Source organism: Flavobacterium polysaccharolyticum, from assembly GCF_038739875.1.
GTDB classification, from domain to species: Bacteria; Bacteroidota; Bacteroidia; order Flavobacteriales; family Flavobacteriaceae; genus Flavobacterium; species Flavobacterium polysaccharolyticum.
Genome location: NZ_JBCGDP010000013.1, coordinates 122,058 through 143,909, shown reverse-complemented (window position 1 = coordinate 143,909; position 21,852 = coordinate 122,058). Strand labels below are relative to the sequence as shown.

Here is a 21,852-nt window from a genome sequence, read left to right as displayed (position 1 = left end):
CACCAAAACAAAATTAAAATGAGAACCTATAAAACAAAAAACAGTAGCAAACCTGAGCTTGCTACTGTCTAAAATTGTACTTTTATTTTTTATTAATCCTGTATCACTTTTTCAGGACTAGACAAAAATAAAAAATTACAATCTGATTTGTTGTACTTGACTTTCATTTAAACTCAAAGCTTTCATAACTGAAATATAGTTATTAGTATCAAGGTTTTTAGAAAAATATCCTGGTACAATCACAATTCTAAATGTTTGATTGTTTAAAAATTGAGGAGTTAAAGCCAAGTTATAATTACCACCTGCATAGATTGTAAAATCCTCTTTACTAAAATCAAAATCATAATCTAATTCACCTTGCGAGGTAAACACTGTTCTAGGAATTTGTTGCCAAACCGGTGTCGAAGCATCAATAGTTCCAATCATTCTATAAATCAAGACAACATCAGAAGCATAAATTTTAGGATTTAAAGATCTGTAAATATTATAACCATCTGTTATGTTATAATCAAAATTCACATTTTTTAGCTCAAATACTTCTGCAATAGTATCTGAATCCACATTATCATCATTAGTTGTGCAACCAGAAAATGCTATTAATCCTATAACAGCAAATAATGTAATTATACGTTTCATAATTATTTAATTTTTAAGTTATATAATGTTCTGTTCAAAAATCGAACCAAAATTCCGAATCATTCCAAAACAGCTATTTTCTAGAAATTATTTTACTAAAAAACAAAACATGATAAGGCAATGCATTTTCCCAATATTCCCAAGTGTGCGCTCCTGGTCGCTCTGTATAGTCATGCTCTACTTTATTATACACCAATCTGCGATGTAATTCTCTGTTCGGTTCAATTAAAAAATCATCAACACCACAATCTATTATTAAAGGCAATTTATTAGCCTTAATAGTATCGATCATTCTTAAAACCGCGTATTTCGCATACATCTCTTGGTTACCACTTTGATCGCCAAAAACAGGCTGCATCAATTGTATTACTTGCGCCGAAGATTCTCTATTGAGCATAACGCTCATATCAACAGCTCCACTCATACTTCCTGCTGCGCAAAATAATTCTGGATGTTTGGCCGATAAATAAAGTGCACCATGTCCTCCCATTGACAAACCTGTTATAGCACGAGCTCGCTTATCAGCAATTGTTCTATACGTTTTATCAACTGCGCCAATTACCTCCTTAGTAATAAAAGTCTCGAATTGGCTACCTGAATTAACTGGGCTATCCAAATAAAAACTAAAAGTCTCCCCTTCTGGCATTACAATAATTATATCGTATTGATCGGCTAGATTTTTAACTACTTCTTTATTTGGGGTTTTGCTCAACCAATCATTAAAATGCCCATAAGCACCATGCAACAAATACAAAACTGGATATGCCGTTTTACTTTTTGTATAGGAATTAGGAAGTACAACTGCGGCTTTGTAGGTTTTATTCATCGCCACACTTGCTACTTGCAGTGTATCAACTTTGGCCGCAAAAATAAATGTGCTGTTAAAAAACAAACACAAATAGAATATAGATTTCAACTTTTTCATTTTGTAAAATTTATTTTATGCAATTTACAAAACTTAAGGTTTGAAATTTCTGTAAAATATGACAACTTACTTTAAAATTGTTTTCAATTCGTTGCGATATTGAGAAGCGCTTTTGCCCGTATAGGCTTTGAACGATTTATTGAAATGACTAAAATTATTAAAACCACTCTCAAAACACACTTCATTAATACTCATCGGTTTTTCAGCCAAAAGCTTAGATGCGTGTACGATTCTGTATTCATTAACAAAAGTGGTAAAAGTCTTATTTGTTATTTTCTTGAAATACCTACAAAAAGAAGGAATCGTCATGCTAACCAAATCAGCCACTTCTTCTAAAGCAATAGGTTCTTGAAAATGGTCTTTTACGTAATTAAAGACAACATTAATTCTGTCGTTATCCTGAACTTGCAATTCTAACGAAAAACCAACCGCATTCAAAATAATACTTTCATTAGACTCACTCATATCATGAAGCACACTCCAAAGCATCATCAGTCTATTAAAAGGATCCAACTGATCCATGATTTCAATCTTTGCTCCAATTCTAGCTTTACTTTCTCCTAAAAAAGCAATTCCAGCTTTGGCTTGTTGTAGCAAATTTTTTACCGACGCCATCTCAGGGATAGAAAAGAAATCATTCCCAACAAAATCAGGTTTCATTTGGATGACCGTTTCTGATTTATTACCCGTTTGCGCATTGGTAAATCCACAATGAGGCAAATTGCTACCTATTAATATAAGGTCACCATCTGTAAAATAAGAAAGATGACTTCCTATTTGTCGCTTTCCAGTACCCCCTTGAACATAAACCAATTCGATTTCTGGATGATAATGCCATAAATGGGATTTACTATTAGTGTTATCATCATACTTAGCAATAGTAAATGAACTTCCGTAAGAAGGAGAAATGACTTCTAATGCTGCTTCAACTTTTTTCATAGGCTTAAGAATTGGGTATTAACAAAGCTATCAAATATCAATACAATTTTACCTTTTTTAACATATAACGTTTTCGTAAATGACAAAATAGCATAGAATCATGAAAAATGTGTTGTGCAGATCTTAGCAGGATCAAAGTAATTTAGCAAAATAAATAATGACTAATAATTTAAAAAAATGAACATATGAAAATGATGAATAAATTAGGTTTAGTAACACTTTTTGCATTAACAAGTATAAACACTTATGCAGTAGATGGAGATTTTTTACTTAACGTAAAAAAAGGTAAAGGAAACGAAATTAGCTTTGCTATGAATGACATTCAAAAAGCTTATATCGCTATATATGATGTAGAAAACAACTTAATTTTTTCTGAAAACGCTAAAGGTGAAAATGGAATTGTAAAAATCTACAATCTGGACGAATTACCAATGGGAACCTATACGTTGGTAGTAAAAACTGATCTTAAAGAAGTAACGCACGAAATTAAAGTAGGAGCTTCTGAAGCAACTTTGAGCAAAAGAGCCTATTTAGAAGTTTACAAGACTTCTTTCGCAAATCAAAATGTTGCTTTTAATTAATTAGTACTTCGACCATAAAAATTCATACTTTTTAAAAGCTGTCATTTATTGACGGCTTTTTTTTTGCAATCTACTTATCAACCAACAAGCTATATCTTAAATTATTTTCAAAGAAATCATTAAACTAATAAAGTAAATTCATCAAAACAAAGAAATCAAGCGCTTTTTTAATAAATAAACCAATCTAAAAATCAAAAAAAAGATATTCTATTTTACCCAAAACATATGCTTATTTATCCTAATTTTCACTATATCGTTTTCGAAAAGACAATTTAGCATTAAAATTAGAAAATTTAGTTGTGCTCCTTTCGTATAGGTTACTCTAATTTAGCCTCAGAAATTTAACCAACAACTTAAAACAAGAATTATGAAAACAATCTCAAAATTAAGTGTAGTGGCTTTATTCGCATTAGCTAGTTTAAACACCTATGCTATCGACGGCGATTTTTTACTAAATGTAAAAAAGAGACAAGGAAACGAAATTAGCTTTGCTCTCAACGGACAGCAAAAAATTAAGGTTACGATATATGATATAAATCATAATGTATTGTTTTCAGAGAAGGCATCTGGACAAAAAGGCATCTCCAAAACTTACAATCTTGATGAATTCCCAGAAGGCAAATACTATTTGATTGTTACCACTGATTACAAATCGGTTAAACATGAAATTAAAGTTAATGCCTCGTCAGCTGTACTAAGTAAAAGGCCTGTTTTAGAAGTATACCTTAAAGAAGCCGAGGATAAAAAACTACTTGAAGTCAAATAAATATAACAACACTAACTTCATTCTCATTCTAGACCGTCTCATAGACGGTCTTTTTTTATCTCCTTCTAGTCAAGCCTTGAGTATTCCCTAAAAATTCACAGGAATAAAAATTGTTTAAACAAAAAAAGTTGCAATTTTTTATTATATTCAATAAAAAATCAATTTTAACAAACATTAATCAATAAATAGAACCAAAAAAGCTAATATTTTAAACATAATTCACACTTTTATCAAAAAACTAAAATCACAAGCTATACAGAATTACCAAAACACTATTCTATTTTACCCCAATTAACACTATATCGTTTTCGAAAAGAAAAAATAACACCTAAATTAGAAAATTCTGTTGTGTTATGATTTCGATTGTTAGGCTACTTTAGCATCAGAAATTTTAACTAACAACTTAAAACAAGAATCATGAAAACAATCTCAAAATTAAGTTTAGTGGTAGTATTTGCTTTAGCTAGTCTAAACACTTACGCAATTGAAGGCGATTTTTTACTCAATGTAAAAAAAGGAAAAGGAAACGAAATTAGCTTTGCTCTCAATGGACAACAAAAAGTTACAGTTTCTATCTATGATGCAGACAATAATCTTCTATTCTCAGAATATGCTTCGGGATTAAAAGGAATTTCTAAAACCTATAGTTTGGAAGAATTCCCTGAAGGCAAGTATATCTTGGTGGTAGAAAACAATTTAAAAACCGTAAAACATGAAATCACTATTTCAGACAAAGAAACGGTTTTGAACAGAAAAGCAATAGCGGAGGTTTACAAAAACAGTGCAAAAAAATACCTTGCCGTTGCGAATAACTAAAAATTGGTTTTTTAAAGTGTGTTTTAAAAAGAAAGGCTGTCAGTATTGACAGCCTTTCTTGATTTATTGCAATTGACAGGATTACATATTTCTTCTGTACTGTCCACCTACTTCAAACAAAGAAGCCGTAATTTGCCCTAAAGAACAAACTTTTGTTGCTTCCATCAAATGATCGAAGATGTTTTCATTCTTGATTGCTGCTTCTTGTAAGGTTTTCAAATGTTGAGCTACCAAATCAGCATTTGCTTTTTGTAAATTATTCAACATGGTGATTTGATATTGCTTTTCTTCTTCGGTAGCACGAATAACTTCAGCTGGAATCACCGTTGGAGATCCTTTAGAACTCAAGAACGTGTTTACCCCAATAATTGGGAACTCACCTGTATGCTTTAATGTTTCGTAATACAAACTTTCTTCCTGAATTTTAGAACGTTGGTACATTGTTTCCATAGCCCCAAGTACACCACCACGTTCTGTAATTCTATCAAATTCTTGTAAAACAGCAGCTTCCACTAAATCAGTCAATTCTTCGATGATAAAAGCACCTTGAATTGGATTTTCGTTTTTAGCCAAACCTAACTCTTTATTGATGATCAACTGAATCGCCATCGCTCTACGCACCGATTCTTCTGTTGGCGTAGTAATCGCCTCATCATATGCATTGGTGTGTAAGGAATTACAGTTATCATAAATTGCGTACAAAGCCTGCAAAGTCGTACGAATATCATTGAAATCAATTTCCTGAGCATGCAACGAACGACCTGAAGTTTGAATATGGTATTTCAACATCTGAGCTCTTTCATTAGCACCATATTTATTTTTCAAGGCTTTCGCCCAAATTTTTCTAGCTACACGACCGATAACTGCATATTCTGGATCGACACCATTCGAGAAAAAGAACGATAAATTCGGTCCAAAATCATTAATATTCATTCCTCTACTCAAGTAGTATTCTACATAAGTAAAACCATTGGCCAAAGTAAAAGCCAATTGTGTAATAGGATTAGCCCCAGCCTCTGCGATATGATATCCTGAAATAGAAACCGAATAAAAATTTCTAACATTTTTAGCAATAAAATACTCCTGAACATCCCCCATTAGTCGCAATGCAAACTCCGTAGAGAAAATACAAGTGTTTTGCGCTTGGTCTTCTTTTAAAATATCGGCTTGAACGGTTCCGCGAACTTGCGCTAGCGTTTTAGCTTTTATTTCATTATAAATTTCCAATGGCAACACTTGATCACCAGTTACTCCCAAAAGTAGTAATCCCAAACCATTATTACCTTCTGGTAAATCACCTTGATATTTTGGACGCTCTACTCCTTTTTCTTGGTAAATCGCTTTTATCTTAGCTTCCACTTCATCAACCAAATCATTCTGCTTGATATACATCTCACATTGTTGATCGATAGCCGCATTCATAAAAAACCCAAGCAACATAGGTGCTGGTCCATTGATTGTCATACTCACCGAAGTCATAGCATGCACTAAATCAAAACCCGAATACAATTTTTTAGCATCATCCAAGCAACAAATAGAAACTCCTGCATTTCCGATTTTACCATAAATATCAGGACGAATATGTGGATCGTTTCCGTATAAAGTCACACTATCAAAAGCAGTTGAAAGTCTTTTGGCTGGTAAACCTGCACTTACATAATGAAAACGTTTGTTAGTTCGCTCTGGTCCACCTTCACCTGCAAACATTCGTGAAGGATCTTCTCCTTCACGTTTAAAAGGATATAATCCTGCAGTAAATGGAAATTCACCTGGGACATTTTCTTGCAAACACCAACGCAAAATATCGCCCCAAGCTTGGTACTTAGGCAAAGCCACTTTAGGAATTTGCGAATGCGACAAACTTTCGGTATGTGTCGCCATTTTGATTTCTCTATCGCGAACCTTAAAAGTATAAACTGGATTCTTGTATTTATTCACTTTTTCATTCCAAGTCAGAATCATTTCCCAATTGTAAGGATCTAAATCCATTTTTACTTTGTCGAATTGATTCAAAAGTAAATTCAAAAAGATTCGGTTTTCGTCATGTGGTGCTGTAGCTGATGGCAATACAGATGCGTCATCAATTCCAGCTTTATTGAGTTCTGGTTTCTTATTGGAAACCGTCTCGATTGTTTTGTATATTCCGTATAACTTTTGAGCTACTTGCTCTTGACTTAAAGCCGTTTCATCGTATTTACGGTTGTTCTCAGCAATTTCAGATAAGTAACGCGTGCGATGTGGCGGAATGACAAAAATTTTCTCACTCATTTCGCGAGTAATTTTGAAAGTCGATTTTAAATCAGAACTGGTTTTCTCTACAATTTTATCCATAATCGATTTGTAGAGTGTGTTCATTCCTGGATCGTTAAACTGAGAAGCAATCGTCCCAAAAACAGGCATTTCATCAGGATTTACATCCCATAAATTATGATTGCGTTGGTATTGCTTTTTCACATCTCTAAGCGCATCCAAAGCACCACGCTTGTCGAATTTATTCAAGGCCACTAAATCGGCAAAATCAAGCATGTCAATTTTTTCCAATTGCGTAGCTGCTCCAAACTCAGGTGTCATTACATATAATGAAACATCTGAATGATCCATAATTTCAGTATCCGATTGCCCGATTCCTGAAGTTTCTAAAATAATAATATCGTATTTCGCCGCCTTAAGTACCTGAATCGCTTCGGCTACATATTTAGACAAAGCCAAATTAGATTGACGTGTCGCCAACGAACGCATATATACTCTAGGATTATTGATTGCATTCATACGAATTCTATCGCCTAATAAAGCTCCACCTGTTTTACGTTTCGATGGATCTACAGAGATTAATCCGATTGTTTTTTCGGGGAAATCAATTAAAAATCGTCTTACCAATTCATCTACCAAAGAAGATTTTCCTGCTCCACCGGTTCCTGTGATTCCTAGAACGGGAATTTTAGAAGTTTCATTTTTAGTATGAATTGTATCAAAAATTGGTTTTGCAATTTCAGGAAAATTCTCTGCCGCCGAAATAAGTCTTGCAATCGCAGTTGGTGTTTTATCTTCGATTAATTCTAATTCATTAGTCAATTGATTGCCAATAGCAAAATCAGAACGTTCCACCAAATCATTAATCATACCTTGTAAGCCCATCGCACGTCCATCATCTGGAGAATAAATTCTGGTGATACCGTACTGATGTAATTCTTCAATTTCTGAAGGTAAAATAACCCCTCCGCCTCCACCAAAAATCTTGATATGTCCTGCTCCTTTTTCTTGAAGCAAATCATACATATATTTAAAGTACTCGTTATGTCCCCCTTGATAAGAAGTCATTGCAATAGCATTGGCATCCTCTTGAATAGCGGTATTCACCACTTCTTCAACACTTCGATCGTGTCCTAGATGAATTACTTCCACCCCAGTTGACTGAATAATACGACGCATAATATTTATGGCAGCATCATGGCCATCGAACAGAGAAGCTGCCGTAACAATTCTTACTTTATTAACAGGAATATAAGGTTTTTGTGGTTCCATTTTATGAATATGATAATTTATAGTGCCAAATTACACATTTTTTAAAATAAAAATCGACATTTTATTGAATTAACATAAAACAACTAAATGCTGCTATTTCTTAAAAAAAATAAGTTAGTTTTGGTAAAAAAGGAGAACTAATCGCAATAGAATCAAAAGAAAACGTTTTCTTTTGTCAAATAAACAAACAAGATCTCAACCTCAAATAAACAAAAAAATAGTCATTCATCACGTTTAATGATAAAAACATTTTAAAACCTAGAAATAAAGCATAATTAAAAGAAAAAATGCAAAAAATTACCATCCTCATTCATTGTAAAGACCAAAAGTCAATTATAGCCTCAGTTACTAACTATATCGCCTCGATAGAAGGAAACATTATTTATTTGGACCAACACGTTGATGCCGATGAAAATGTTTTTTTTATGCGACTAGAATGCGAATTAGAATCGGAAAAATGGCCTGTCGAAGCCATAAAAGCTGATTTTGAAACCAATCTAGCCCTTCCATTTGATATGGATTGGAAAATTTATCCGCAACAGCAAAAACCTAGAATGGCCTTATTTGTCTCTAAATACGATCATTGCCTATACGATATTTTGGGGCGTTATAGCGCTGGCGAATTATCTCTTGAAATCCCAGTTATCATTAGCAATCATGAAGATTTAAGAAAAGTAGCCGAACAATTTTCTATTCCTTTTTATTGCGTTCCTTTTACCAAAGAAATCAAAGAAATTGGCGAAAAAGGACAATTGGAATTACTAGATCAATACAATATCGACTTCATTGTTTTGGCGCGCTACATGCAAATCATAACCCCGAAACTGATAGAAAAATACCAAAGCAACATTATCAATATTCATCATTCCTTTTTACCCGCTTTTCCTGGGGCAAAACCCTATCATTCTGCCTTTAAACGCGGCGTAAAAATTATTGGTGCTACTAGTCATTATGTAACCGAAGGTTTGGACGAAGGCCCAATTATCGAACAAGATATTGCTCGTGTAACCCACAGTCATTCCATTGAAGATTTTATTATGAAAGGACGCGATTTAGAACGAATGGTTTTGGCAAGAGCCATTAAATTGCATGCTGAACGAAAAACTATGGTGTATAACAACAAAACGGTTGTGTTTTCTTAGGAAGCACAACCGTTTTATCATTATAAATTCGATTTACTTACCTAGCTCTTCCGCTCTCAGATTCGCCTGATGATGTATTTCCGTAGTTAACTTTTTTCAATTTTCCGAAATCGTAAGTTAGTATAAGTCTATAGTAGTCAGTATTGAGTGTTCTTCCATATTCAACAAATGTTTGACCCACTTCATAATTTCCCTCTGGTTTATCCTTATGAAATATATCGTTTGCCATGAGCTTTACTTTTAAGGATTGATTAAAAAAATTCTTTTCGACTCCTAAAGTAAGTAGCGAACGACTTTTTCGATAAAAAAGACCATCATATTTCTCTCCCAAATACCATCCTAACAATTGAATTTTAAATACTTTTTTAATATCAAATTGATTGCTGGAATAAAAATAATAAAGTGGCTTACTCTCTTTTAGACTAAAAATTATATCATTGGATGTAAATTCATCATAGCTCACATTAACGGTATTCATAGACGTCCACCAATCATTACTGTAGGGAACAGAAAGCGATGCAAAATAGGACTGCAACGTACTCAGGTTTAAAGTTTTTAACACATATGAATTTTCATTATCTCCTTCTAATGCTGCACCAGAAATTGGGTCTGTGGTATAATTGTACCCTACTTTAAAATTATATTTACTTATTGATGTTGCTATTTCAAATGATTGCGTTCTTTCAGGTTTTAATTCAGGGTTCCCTTCGATGGTTATAAATGCATCTTGATAAATAATAGTGGGATTCAAAGCTTGATATCTGGGTCTGGTCACTCTTGATGAGTAAGAAACTCTAATTTGAGTTTTTCCAGACAATTTCATATTGATATACGAACTTGGAAAAAAATCTATATAATCTTCCCTTTTTTGAATAATGGTATTCAAATCATATTTAGTAAACTCACTTCGTATTCCGATACCGTAATTAGTGTTTTCATTAATTTCTCCAGCATAATTCATGTAAACCGCAGAAATCATCTCTTGATATTTAAAATCATTAGATAGCCCCTTATCCAAAACAAATGAATTACCGTTTTTAGCAACATAAAAATCAGAAACAGATTTGTTTCCAACGTTGCTGTATTTTGCCCCAAAGTCAAGTTCCCCTTTATTACTAAAGACTTTTGCATAATCAATTTGCGAACTAAAAACTTTAATTTTATGACCTATTATATTGTTTAAATTCCTAAATGATTCTTCCCCATTCACACTATTATTTTCATCAATGTAATCATTTGTATCTGAATCAAAAAGAGAGTACTGAGTTCCAATAAATAAAGAAGTACCCAGGCTATCTATTTTTGTGTTGTAATTTGCCGAAATTGAATTATTATTGGTTATAACGTCATTATAAATCTTACTTTTAAAAAAACCGTCCATAGTATTAGAAGTTATACTATTTTCACTTTTAGTAGTCCCTCCTAGATTATTCGAATATCCACTATACTCAACTGAGATATTTTTCTTTTCGTTAAAATCATATTGACCTCCTAGGGTATAGTTGGAGAAATTTTTATATTCTCTTTCCCAATCCGTTTTTAATTTTGATTTAAAATCATCAATTTCTGGTGGCCTTGTTCTTGTTGTATTTAAAACTTCTCTGGATTCTCCAAGTAGTAAACCATAGCTACCAATCAATGATAGTTTCTTTTTTCTATAGTTTATGTTAACATTAGAGGTAGAGCTTGGAGCGGAAAAATCAGATACAGTATAATATTGATTGACGGTCCCTTTATATCCCTCTTCAAAATTTGCAATCGTAATTACATTAATAACTGCTTTACCCTCGGCATCATATTTTGAAGATGGATTTGATATAATTTCTATTTTCTTTATCTGGGAGGCAGATAAAGAGGCTAAGCGTTCATTCGTTATTTGTACACCGTTCAAATAAATTATAGCTTCTCCTTTTCCAAAAACAGATACTCCATTCTCTGCAACAATAACATTAGGCGATTTAGAAAGAATTTCAATTACAGAGGTACTTGTAGCTAGAATGGTATTGGCTACATTCACCTCTACCGTCCCGTTTGATTTATTCCTAAACAAAGGTACTTTAGACACAATTTTCACTTCATCTAAATCGACTGTGGATTTTTTTCCAATCTTTACAGTATCCTTTTCAACTTTATTTTTAGAATTTGTAATTTCTGTTATCGTATTAATTGCTTGAGCATTTCCAAGCATTGAAATAAATACTAATGGTAATAGCAATAGCTTTTTCCTTTTCATTTTTTTTGAATTGAGAGGATAGAATTTAATACTGTGAAATTGCAAAACTGCCATTTATTAATTCTATAATCTTTAAAGCTACACCTCTTGACGATTCAAAATTTTGTCCAGTAACGATTCTTCCGTCTGTTTCTATATGTGAGACGCTACGAGCAGAGAACTTAAAAACTCCTCCTCTTTCTTCAATTGTCTTTTGAATTAAGAATGGGAAATACTTAAAATATTCTCCATCTTGTTTTTCGAATGAATCAGGGTAACCACTAATTTTTTTTCCTGCCACTAGATAATTGCCGTCATTTGTTTTTAAGTTTACAATTCCTGCGGTTCCATGACAAACAGAAGAGATAATGCCCTTATTTTCTTCATATACTTTTAAAGCAATAGTTTGAATTGCTACATTTTCAGGTACATCATACATGGCAGATCCACCACCAATGTAATGAACAGCTTTGTATTTTTTTGAATCAATTTCAGCTGGCTTTCTAGTGTTTTTTAGAGCATACATAAAATCTTGGTCGTATAAATATTGCTTTTGCAAAGTGTCGGAGGTGTTGATATACCCTAATGGAATACTGCCTCCTTCTGGACTTACAAAATCGACGGTGTATCCTGCTGTTTTAAAAGTATCATAAGCATTTACTATTTCAGAAAAACTATTGCCTGTTGTTATGGTTGATTTGCCATAGTAATGGGCATTAGAAACAATGAATAGGATATTTCGTCCTGACTTGTTAGACTCTAAACTACTTGCGGATTTACTGATTATTTTCCATTCGCCTTGAATCTTTTTGAGCAAAAACATATCAATATATTCTACTTTTTTATTAGGTATTACTATTTCTGCTTTAGCCAAAGCTATATTGTTATACAAATCAATTGAGATGATTCTGCCTATTCGACCATTAAACTGCCCCTGAATACCTTTTTCAAACCATTTGGTGTATTCCTTAACTGGCACAATCCAAAGGTCTTTGTCTTTATGACTTAAAAATAGATTGGCTTCGGGATAAAATGCCTTTTCGATGCTATCCGGTTTGTTGTAAGAACTCCCATTAATGTAATTTTCAATACATTTTTTAACAGATGCTTCTTCTGTTTGTGCCAATAAACAAATTGGCAAAAATAATAGTGCGATAAAATAGATGACTTTTTTCATAACCTTTTGAAATGTTTAATTGATTATTAATGCTGCGAAATTGCAAAACATCAATCAATTCAAAGGGTAAAAATCAGAAATCAGTAGTACGGATTTATATATTTGGACTATTTATACGCATTTTGAAGAAAAATGGCTGGAGTTGTGCCTTTTAATTTCTTGAAAGTAGCAAAGAAAGTAGATTTGGAATTAAACCCCACTTCATAGCCGATACCTTCCAATGTTAGTTTATTCTCTGAAACCATAATAGTACAAGCATCTTTGATGCGGTATTCGTTGATAAAAGCGGTAAAGTTTTTACCCATATTATCATTCAAAAGTTGTGACAATTGGTGTGCCGAAATATTGATTTCTTTTGATAATTCACTTAAAGTAAGATTGGCGTTTCGGTATATTTTTTTTTCAAGCATTAAATGATTTAGTTTTTCAATCAAAGCGGCAGCTGTGTCATCATCAACCTTTTTAGTCCCGTATTTATTTAAACTAGGAAAAAACAAATCATCTGTTTTTTTTCTATATAAAAGTTTTAATATGAAAATGTATAGTATAAACGTATAAGCAATTGAACCACTAATATAAATTGGATAATTGATTGGCAGTAAACTTAAAACATAAGAAGTAAAAATAAGTATATTACCGATATAGATACTCAACAACCATTTTTCAAACCCACCAAATTTCCTATCTGTTGCTGTTTTGCGTATTGAAAATAATTTATACAGCATTGTTCTGAGCAAAAATCCCGTTACCAAGATATAGACAAACCATTGCAAGTAAATTATTTTCACGAAATAGAGATTCCAATATTTCGGATAGGTTTCATACGGAAATACAATTCCTACAGGTAAAATAACAGCTAACAAAACAACAAAATTCCATTTACATTTGTTAGGAATAACAATAGTTTGTTCAATAGATGATTTTACAAAATAAAATAATGCTGGGCCAATAAAAAAACAGGCTGAAAGTCCAATTTGCAAATAAATCCTTGGCAAATCTGGTTTGAAAAACAAAAAAACAGATTTACCTATTCTGATGCTCAATGCCAACAATAATATACCTAAAAAATAATTGGAAAGACGTTTCTTCTTAGTGAAAAAGAAAAAATAGCAACTTAAGATTAAGCCATTGAATGTACCCAATGCACTAAAAAAAACAAGAGCTCTTTCGTGAAATTCATTTTTACTATATTTGTTTTTTTGCAATATTAGCTAAAATACCTGTTAACTTCCCATCAATCCTACTCGTTGAAAAAACATTTCTAGTCTGTTGATACTATTTCATACAAGAATTAATAGTTGTTTTTTCAATACTAATATTACCACTCAAATATAAGATCAAATATCTAAATATAGATCCTGAGTTTAAAAAAAACATTTTACATTTTTTTGGGAAAATTTAAAATTGACAAAACCTTTCATTTCCCTACTTTTGAAAAAAATTAAAACTAAAATGAAAAAAGCCTTATTCTTATTACTATTAATTTTACCCGCAATTAGTAACGCTCAATTCAAAAACATTCTAAAAAAATCATCCGAAACGGCAACTGGTCTTTTAAACAAAAATGGAACTGTAGATATCGCCGCTGGACTAAAAGAAGCTTTAAACAAGGGGATCACAGAACAAGTTTCTAAACTGACCCAAGTAGATGGTTTCTACAAAAATGAATTGGTCAAAATCGTAATGCCCGAAGAATTGTCCAAAGTTGATAAAACCTTGCGCAAACTAGGAATGGGTTCTCTAGCCGACGACGGAATTAAAACCCTTAACAGAGCCGCAGAAGACGCTGTAAAAGAAGCAACTCCAGTGTTTGTAGCCGCTATAAAAAACATCAAAATTGCAGACGCTAAAACTATTTTGATGGGCAATGAAAATGCAGCAACAACCTATTTACAGCAATCGACAAACAAAGAATTATACGATAAGTTTATTCCAATAGTACAACAATCCATCGGAAAAGTTGGAGCCGATAAAATTTGGAACAACATTATCCAAAAATACAATACCGTTCCTTTAGTATCAAAAATCAATCCCGACCTAAATGACTATGTTACAAACAAAGCACTTGAAGGCGTTTTTAAAATGATTGCCATTGAAGAAAAAAACATCAGAACCAATTTACAATCAAGAACTTCGACTGTTTTAAAGAAGGTTTTTGCTATGCAAGATTAACATAATATAACAAGAAAAAAATACCAAAAAAACGTTGTTAAACAGACTTAACTTATTGACAACAAAGTAATAACATAATTTTAACAAAGACATCTCGACTTATTCCTGACCTTTGTAATGTAATAAACTGGTTATTTATTATTTGGTTTTGGTTAGTTATAAAAATGTCGATATCTCAAGATGTCGGCATTTTTTATTGCGCAGTATTTAGAAAAGAAAGAACGGCTGCATTGAAAGCCAAAGGTTGCTCAACATTCACCACATGACCACATTTTTCAATAACAAAAAGTTTTGAAGAACGATAATGATTCTCGACTACCTTTCGAACAGAAGGCAAAAACATATAATCTTCTTCTCCCATAATGTAAAGTGTAGGAATATTCAATTCTACTTGTCTGAACCATTTCAGCACAGGATTAATTTCGGCTGTGAGTTTAAACCATTTTATAAACTCTTTTTGATATAATTTTTTAGCTTCATTGATAAACAACAATCTCGACTGCTTATGACTTTTCTTAGGCATAATAACGAACGCAAAAAAGCGATACAATACTAAGTAAGGCAATACATATTTGAAGGCGTTACCCAAACGCATTAAAATTTGAGAACGGAAATTCATTTTCAAAATAGCACCACCCAAAATCATACTTTGCACTTTTTGAGGATACATTTCTGCCAATTGACGAATCAAAATCGTACCTAATGAAATCCCAACAAAATGAGAACGTTCAATTTTTAAATGCTCTAAAACTTCCACTATATCATTCGCCAAAGCTGAAAAAGTATATTTCTGCTTAAAAGCCGTTTTCAGGGTTGGTTTAGATTCTCCATGCCCTCTAAGATCCAAAAGTAAAACGTTGTATTGTTTTTGAAAATCTCGAATTTGCTTAAACCATATCGACGAACTCCCACCAGCACCATGGACAAAAGTTACCCATTGCGTACTTGTTTCATTCTTATAAATCGTATAATTAAGCATTCGTTAGTTTTTTTTGTAAAAATAGAATAATAATTTTAAAAGCCAATTAATGAATTGAAATTAGCAATCTAAACACAAATCATTATCCACCTACAACTTAAACATCAATAAACAACTCTTTATGCCATTTTTTGAAATAAGAAATAGCCTTCAACAATCGGCTGCCGTGCCAAGAGAAATACTCGCCATCGACTAAACGTATTTTGGCGTTTGGAAACAAGGAAGTGAATTCGGCTAAATCTTCGTTTTTAAAAGGATAAGGTTCCGAAGAAAGCAATACCAAATCAACAGCGTCATATCGAGTCGACGCATCAACAGCTATTTCGGGGTAACGGGATTGCGTTCCAAAAAAATTATCGAATCGATTCAATCGTAACAACTCGTTGATAAAAGTAGCTGATCCTGCCACCATATAAGGCTTTTTCCAAATAAAATAAGCTACTTTTTGAACAGGAATAGTTGCTACAAAAGTCGTAAAATCAGCCAAAGCCAAATCTATACTTTGATTCAAAGCTTGAGCTTTGGCAGTTGTATCGAAAAGCAACCCAAAATCGGTAATCATTTGTAAATTATCTACAATCGTAACTACATTAGTTACCCAAACTGGCGCAATTTCAGAAAGCTCTTGCACCATTTCTAGTGTATTTTCTTCTTTGTTGCAGATAATGATATCAGGTTGTAAGGCTTTGATTTTATCAAAATGAACCTGTTTGGTGCCTCCGACAATTTTTTTGGTCTTAAGCAAATGATTTGGATGCACACAAAACTTGGTAATTCCAACGATTTGGTCCTCTAATCCTAAATCAAACAACAACTCAGTTTGTGAGGGAACCAACGATACAATTCGACGAGGTGTCGATTCAAAAAAATGAGAAGTACCGATTTGATCTGTTAGTTGTTTCATATTATTTAAACTTAAACACAAAAATTTAACCGCAAAGGTCACAAGGATTTACGCAAAGCACACAAAGTTCAACATAACACCTTTGTGTAGCTTCGTAACTTCTTAGCGTTTCTTCGTTGTAAAATATTTAACCACAAAGGGCACAAGGATTTTCACAAAGTTCACAAAGAAAAAACTTCAATAACCTTAAATGCCTTAAATGGTTTGAAAAAACTTAATCGCAAGGATTTACGTAAAGAACGCAACGGTTTAAACAAACAATATTAAATATTAAATATTAAATATTAAACCTTTAAACCTCAAAATTTCAACCCCTTAACTTAAGAATCTCCTCCATTTCCTGTTGCATTTTCAAAGCTTCGTTTCTAGCAACTTCCGCAAAATCTTCTTTATTCGAAGCGTAAATAATAGCGCGAGACGAGTTAATCAACAAACCAACTTGACTATTCAATCCGTATTTGCAAACCTCAGACAAACTTCCTCCTTGTGCGCCAACACCCGGAACCAACAAGAAACTATCAGGGACAATTTTACGAATTTCAGTAAAGTATTCTGCTTTGGTGGCACCAACGACATACATCAAATTTTGGCTATTCTTCCATGATTTTGAAGTTTCTAAAACCTGTTTGTACAATTCTGTGCCATTTACAGATAAGGTTTGGAAATCAAAAGCACCTTCATTAGACGTCAAAGCCAACATAATCGTATGTTTATTCTCGAAAGCCAAAAATGGTTCTACCGAATCTTTCCCCATATAAGGTGCTACCGTTACACTATCAAAGTTCAAATCCTCAAAAAAGGCCTTAGCATACATCGAAGAAGTATTCCCAATATCGCCACGTTTTGCATCCGCAATCGTAAAGAGTTCAGGATAATTGGCATTGATATATTCAATCGTTCTTTGCAACGACTGCCAACCTTTTATGCCATACGCTTCAAAAAAAGCTGTATTGGGTTTGTAGGCCACACATAAATCGTGGGTCGCATCGATAATGGCTTTATTGAATTCGAAGATAGGATCTTCCGTTGCTAACAAATGAGAAGGTATTTTATTCAAGTCAACATCTAAGCCTACGCATAGAAATGATTTTTTGAGTTGGATTTGTTCTAATAGTTGTTGTGTAGTCATTTCTATTGCTAATTTGTCCTCTTTTCTAAGAAGTGTATTGGGTTAAGTGGTGTGCAAAAATAAAAAAAGCCATTCAATTAAGAATGGCTTTCTTCAGAATTAAAAAAAATTATAATTTACCTTCATTGATAGTTCCTACATGTATCACTTCAGTTCTTCTATTTTGAGCTCTCCCTTTAGCCGTTTTATTACTAGCTACTGGTTTAGTATCACCAAATCCTTTAAATGTTAAATTATCTGGATTTATTCCTTTAGCAACCAAAGCATTCATCACCACTTTGGCTCTTGCTTCTGAGAGTTTTTGATTTGCAATTGGATTTCCTACACTATCGGTATGACCTTCGATAGAGAATTTCGCATTAGGATAATTTTTGATTATTTCCTTAATAGCATCCAATCTCCCGTCAGTTTCTCCTTTATCACTAGTTTGCAAGATTGCTTTTCCTGTAACAAAAAATACAGCACTAGCTTGAACTTTTAATTCTTTCAATACTTCTTTGGTAACTTCTGGACAGCCTTTATTACTTGCTGGACCAGAAATCGTTGGACAAGCATCTTCTTTATCTACAATTCCATCTTTATCAGCATCATATAGTGGGCAACCTCCATTGTCAACCAATCCTTTTTCTTTTGGACATTTATCATCTTTATCAAGAACACTATCCCCATCTGTATCTGGCCAAGGACAACCTTTGTTTTCAATAGGACCAGCAACCGTAGGACACCCATCAACATTATCCAAAAGAGTATCTTTATCGGCATCGCCCCAAGGACAACCATTATTTTCTGTTGGGCCAGCTACAGTAGCGCATTTATCATCTTTATCTACCACTGAATCGCCATCTGTATCAGGCCAAGGACAACCATTATTTTCGACAGGACCAGCAACCTTAGGACAAGCATCAAATTTATCCAAAACTCCATCTTCATCAGTGTCTTTAAACTTCTTTTGGCAAACTGGATATTTAATACCTACATAAATATCAGCGCCTTTTGAATTACTAGACACTAAATTTGTTAAAACTGAGCTCGATCCGATAAAAAGAGGTCCAAATCTCAAAGAAGATCCTACTTGAGTCCCCGTATATTCCATATAGCTAACAGGAATTGCATAAGTAAACCATCTTGTTTCAAAACGTGGCGTTAGCGTTACAGCATTGGCAATACTATTTTTATTAACGGCATTTTTATTTACTAAACTAAAATCACTGTTTAAGTTCAAATAAAACTTACGGTGTATGTTCCAGTCCACATTAGCATGCAAAGCTGTTGGTAAACTTGTTTTTATCCCTCTTTTTGTAGCAACTTTGGTATAATTATCGTTAAAAAACTCATATACATCGCCGATATTATCCACTGTTTCTTGTGTCACTACGCCTGTTACATCATAAGTGTCTTGCTTGGCATTTGAATAATTAATTGATCCAATATCTGTTACAGATATCCCAAAACGCAACTTATATTTATTCAAAGGCTTAAAGTTATTATCTACAGGCTTTGCGTTATTCAAATCATAGTTTTCATAATCAGGTCTCCATTCATATTGAAAACCTAGATCAAAACCTAACCCACTAGAATTGGCATCAAATTCAATATCTGAATTATTTTCAAAATCTTGGCTTCCTCCTATCGTTACAAGACCATTTGAAGCTAAAACACTCAATTGAGGATTTGCATTATTTTTAACAAATGTTGCTGACAAATCCTTACTATTAGCATAACCATTTACACCACCTTGCAAATATTTGATAGTAAGACCTCCTTTTAGAAAGTTTTGATTTTTATTCAAAATAACCGCAGCATAGGATATCCCAACTTCTCCCCAAGAATTTGAAACGGTATTTAAATTCCCAACAGAATAAGCAAAATCATTCGAAGAGTCAAGTCCTTCCTTAACTTCGTCAATCAAATTACCATTTGCATTTACCACATTGGTTATCGTTCTTGCTCTTGTAAATATTGCTATAGAATGTTTTGGAGCAATATTGAACATAAACGATGGGCCTAAAAAATCAACATTTACAACGGCATTGTTGTTTGATGTAGGAGTAAATTTTGATTGACGATCAAAATCATAGTCTTTTTTAAAAATGTCGCTAAACTTAACCCCATACAAATCATTTCCAGCAGAAGCGCTAATCGAGAATAAATTAATATCGGTTTTAAAACGAGAGTCAACAATAGAGGCTGGATTGTAAAGTACCCCTTGAATTCCTGCATAGTTATCCGAAGTATAGCCCACATAAGACTGAGCATTGACAGACGTTACAACTATCATGAACATGAAAAATAGTATAGTTTTTTTCATTGAAATAAATTGGTTAAATAGTGATTAAGACTTAAATTATTTTTTTATGTAAACTTTATTAAGATTTTAATTATTTTTTAGTGTTGCAGGCACAAAAAAAACATTTACTTAGAACTTGTAAGTAAATGTTCTTTTTTGGGTTGCTATTGCTAAATTAAAAAACCTCGCTAGCTTCTTTCAATTTCTCCATATTGTTCACCAATTGTAATTCGGCCACAATTTTCTGAATATCACCGTTCATGATGTTACCCAAATCATATAAGGTCAAACCAATTCGGTGATCCGTTACACGACCTTGCGCATAATTATAAGTACGAATTTTAGCAGAACGGTCGCCTGAACTCACTTGCGACGTACGTTTTGAAGCATCTTCCGCTTGTTTTTTGGCCAATTCCATTTCGTACAAACGAGAACGTAATACGTTCAACGCCTTGTCTTTATTCTTATGTTGAGATTTTTGATCCTGACATTGCGCCACCAAACCAGTTGGAATGTGCGTCAAACGAACAGCAGATTTGGTAGTATTTACCGATTGTCCACCAGGTCCTGACGAACAGAAAAAGTCCACACGAACATCATTCATATCAATTTGCACATCAAATTCTTCTGCTTCTGGAAGCACCATAACCGTTGCTGCCGAAGTATGCACACGTCCTTGAGTTTCTGTTTGTGGTACACGTTGTACACGGTGAACACCCGCTTCAAACTTCAAAGTACCGTAAACGTCCTCTCCTGTAACCTCAAAAATCACCTCTTTGAAACCACCCGAAGTTCCTTCATTCATATCCACAACCGATGTTCTCCACCCTTGACTTTCGCAATATTTGGTGTACATACGGAACAAATCTCCTGCAAAAATACTCGCTTCATCTCCACCCGTACCCGCACGAATCTCGACCATTACGTTCTTCGCATCTTCTGGATCTTTCGGAATCAACATAAACTTGATTTCGTCTTCCAGTTGTGGCAAACGCTCTTTGGCTTCCTCTAACTGCATTTTGGCCATTTCCACCATTTCGGCATCACTACCATCAGCAATGATTTCGTTAGCCTCATCAATATTGGCTAAGACAATAATGTATTCTTCTCTTTTTTCAACCAACGCTTTAATGCTTTTATATTCTTGGTTGAGTTGCACATATCGTTTTTGATCCGCGATAACATCCGGCTGAATAATCAAATCCGAAATCTCGTCGAAACGCTGTTTTACATATTGAAGTCTATCTAACATATTCTTGTCCTTATATTTTGGACGGCAAAAATACAAAAAAGAAAGCAATTTACAGAAACCCCTTTTCAGATTTTTTTAGGAGCTTAATGCTTCGCCAGTTCGCTTCGCTCGTGCCCTGCTGTCCGCTATATCTGTGGCTCTGAACCCCAGAGCCACAGGATGCCGCTCCCATCAGGGCTAGAAACGGTAACGCAACACGAATCGAAATTCCAATTTTTAAATTCCAATAATAAGAATTCATTAAAAAAATCTCTAAAATTCACACAACGACTCCCCTCTCGAAATCAAAGATTCAACGACTCCAAAAAAAAATAAACATATGGAGTTATTAGGGGTTGGGGTTGTGTTTTTTTTAATCCCAAACTTCAAAAACAAACTAAAAACAATTATTCAGCAACAAATTTTGTAATGAA

General features: G+C 33.5%; 17 protein-coding genes. 5 read left to right on the top strand and 12 right to left on the bottom strand.

Annotated features, from left to right (window positions below; all coding sequences use genetic code 11):
* Positions 1 to 135: 135 nt before the first annotated feature.
* The 3 genes from WFZ86_RS13750 to WFZ86_RS13740 form a co-directional block, all read right to left on the bottom strand.
* Positions 136 to 636 carry a hypothetical protein gene (locus tag WFZ86_RS13750; RefSeq protein ID WP_342692461.1) on the bottom strand — a complete coding sequence of 167 codons (501 nt, stop codon included), beginning with the start codon at positions 634 to 636 and terminating at the stop codon, positions 136 to 138.
* Between the two features lie 73 nt (positions 637 to 709).
* Complete coding sequence (locus tag WFZ86_RS13745) at positions 710 to 1,561, bottom strand: alpha/beta hydrolase (RefSeq protein ID WP_342692460.1); 852 nt, start codon at positions 1,559 to 1,561, stop codon at positions 710 to 712.
* 66 nt (positions 1,562 to 1,627) lie between these two features.
* Positions 1,628 to 2,500: an AraC family transcriptional regulator gene (locus WFZ86_RS13740; protein ID WP_342692459.1), complete on the bottom strand. Its 873-nt coding sequence runs from the start codon at positions 2,498 to 2,500 to the stop codon at positions 1,628 to 1,630.
* Between the two features lie 185 nt (positions 2,501 to 2,685).
* Between WFZ86_RS13740 and WFZ86_RS13735 the strand changes: the two genes are divergently transcribed.
* The 3 genes from WFZ86_RS13735 to WFZ86_RS13725 all read left to right on the top strand — a co-directional run bounded on the left by WFZ86_RS13735 (position 2,686) and on the right by WFZ86_RS13725 (position 4,663).
* Positions 2,686 to 3,081, top strand: coding sequence for a secretion protein (locus WFZ86_RS13735; protein ID WP_342692458.1), 396 nt, complete (start codon positions 2,686 to 2,688; stop codon positions 3,079 to 3,081).
* 367 nt (positions 3,082 to 3,448) lie between these two features.
* Positions 3,449 to 3,847 carry a secretion protein gene (locus tag WFZ86_RS13730; protein ID WP_342692457.1) on the top strand — a complete coding sequence of 133 codons (399 nt, stop codon included), beginning with the start codon at positions 3,449 to 3,451 and terminating at the stop codon, positions 3,845 to 3,847.
* A gap of 417 nt (positions 3,848 to 4,264) precedes the next feature.
* Positions 4,265 to 4,663, top strand: coding sequence for a secretion protein (locus WFZ86_RS13725; protein ID WP_342692456.1), 399 nt, complete (start codon positions 4,265 to 4,267; stop codon positions 4,661 to 4,663).
* An 81-nt stretch (positions 4,664 to 4,744) separates the two neighbouring features.
* Here the strand turns inward: WFZ86_RS13725 and WFZ86_RS13720 are convergent, their stop codons facing one another.
* Positions 4,745 to 8,185: a methylmalonyl-CoA mutase family protein gene (locus WFZ86_RS13720; protein WP_342692455.1), complete on the bottom strand. Its 3,441-nt coding sequence runs from the start codon at positions 8,183 to 8,185 to the stop codon at positions 4,745 to 4,747.
* Positions 8,186 to 8,472: 287 nt separating this feature from the next.
* On the opposite strand from WFZ86_RS13720, the gene purU reads away from it, so the two are divergent.
* Entirely contained in the window at positions 8,473 to 9,327 is an 855-nt protein-coding gene (purU, locus tag WFZ86_RS13715) for a formyltetrahydrofolate deformylase (protein WP_342692454.1), read from the top strand.
* Positions 9,328 to 9,364: 37 nt separating this feature from the next.
* On the opposite strand, the gene WFZ86_RS13710 is transcribed toward purU, so the two are convergent.
* The 3 genes from WFZ86_RS13710 to WFZ86_RS13700 all read right to left on the bottom strand — a co-directional run bounded on the left by WFZ86_RS13710 (position 9,365) and on the right by WFZ86_RS13700 (position 13,759).
* Positions 9,365 to 11,560 (bottom strand): outer membrane beta-barrel protein, encoded by a 2,196-nt coding sequence (locus WFZ86_RS13710; protein ID WP_342692453.1) that lies wholly within the window; start codon positions 11,558 to 11,560, stop codon positions 9,365 to 9,367.
* A gap of 25 nt (positions 11,561 to 11,585) precedes the next feature.
* Entirely contained in the window at positions 11,586 to 12,716 is a 1,131-nt protein-coding gene (locus tag WFZ86_RS13705; RefSeq protein WP_342692452.1) for a nuclear transport factor 2 family protein, read from the bottom strand.
* 107 nt (positions 12,717 to 12,823) lie between these two features.
* Positions 12,824 to 13,759, bottom strand: a complete 936-nt coding sequence (locus tag WFZ86_RS13700) for a helix-turn-helix domain-containing protein (protein ID WP_342692451.1) — start codon at positions 13,757 to 13,759, stop codon at positions 12,824 to 12,826.
* Between the two features lie 409 nt (positions 13,760 to 14,168).
* Between WFZ86_RS13700 and WFZ86_RS13695 the strand changes: the two genes are divergently transcribed.
* Positions 14,169 to 14,888, top strand: a complete 720-nt coding sequence (locus WFZ86_RS13695; RefSeq protein ID WP_342692450.1) for a DUF4197 domain-containing protein — start codon at positions 14,169 to 14,171, stop codon at positions 14,886 to 14,888.
* A 193-nt stretch (positions 14,889 to 15,081) separates the two neighbouring features.
* Here the strand turns inward: WFZ86_RS13695 and WFZ86_RS13690 are convergent, their stop codons facing one another.
* From WFZ86_RS13690 to prfA, 5 genes are all read right to left on the bottom strand, one after another.
* Complete coding sequence (locus tag WFZ86_RS13690; RefSeq protein ID WP_342692449.1) at positions 15,082 to 15,867, bottom strand: alpha/beta fold hydrolase; 786 nt, start codon at positions 15,865 to 15,867, stop codon at positions 15,082 to 15,084.
* Positions 15,868 to 15,964: 97 nt separating this feature from the next.
* Positions 15,965 to 16,771 (bottom strand): ABC transporter substrate-binding protein, encoded by an 807-nt coding sequence (locus WFZ86_RS13685; RefSeq protein ID WP_342692448.1) that lies wholly within the window; start codon positions 16,769 to 16,771, stop codon positions 15,965 to 15,967.
* Positions 16,772 to 17,078: 307 nt separating this feature from the next.
* Entirely contained in the window at positions 17,079 to 17,900 is an 822-nt protein-coding gene (gene pyrF / locus WFZ86_RS13680; protein ID WP_342692447.1) for an orotidine-5'-phosphate decarboxylase, read from the bottom strand.
* Positions 17,901 to 18,009: 109 nt separating this feature from the next.
* Positions 18,010 to 20,208 carry a DUF5723 family protein gene (locus WFZ86_RS13675; protein WP_342692446.1) on the bottom strand — a complete coding sequence of 733 codons (2,199 nt, stop codon included), beginning with the start codon at positions 20,206 to 20,208 and terminating at the stop codon, positions 18,010 to 18,012.
* 154 nt (positions 20,209 to 20,362) lie between these two features.
* Positions 20,363 to 21,439: a peptide chain release factor 1 gene (gene prfA, locus WFZ86_RS13670; RefSeq protein ID WP_342692445.1), complete on the bottom strand. Its 1,077-nt coding sequence runs from the start codon at positions 21,437 to 21,439 to the stop codon at positions 20,363 to 20,365.
* Between the last annotated feature and the right edge of the window lie 413 nt (positions 21,440 to 21,852).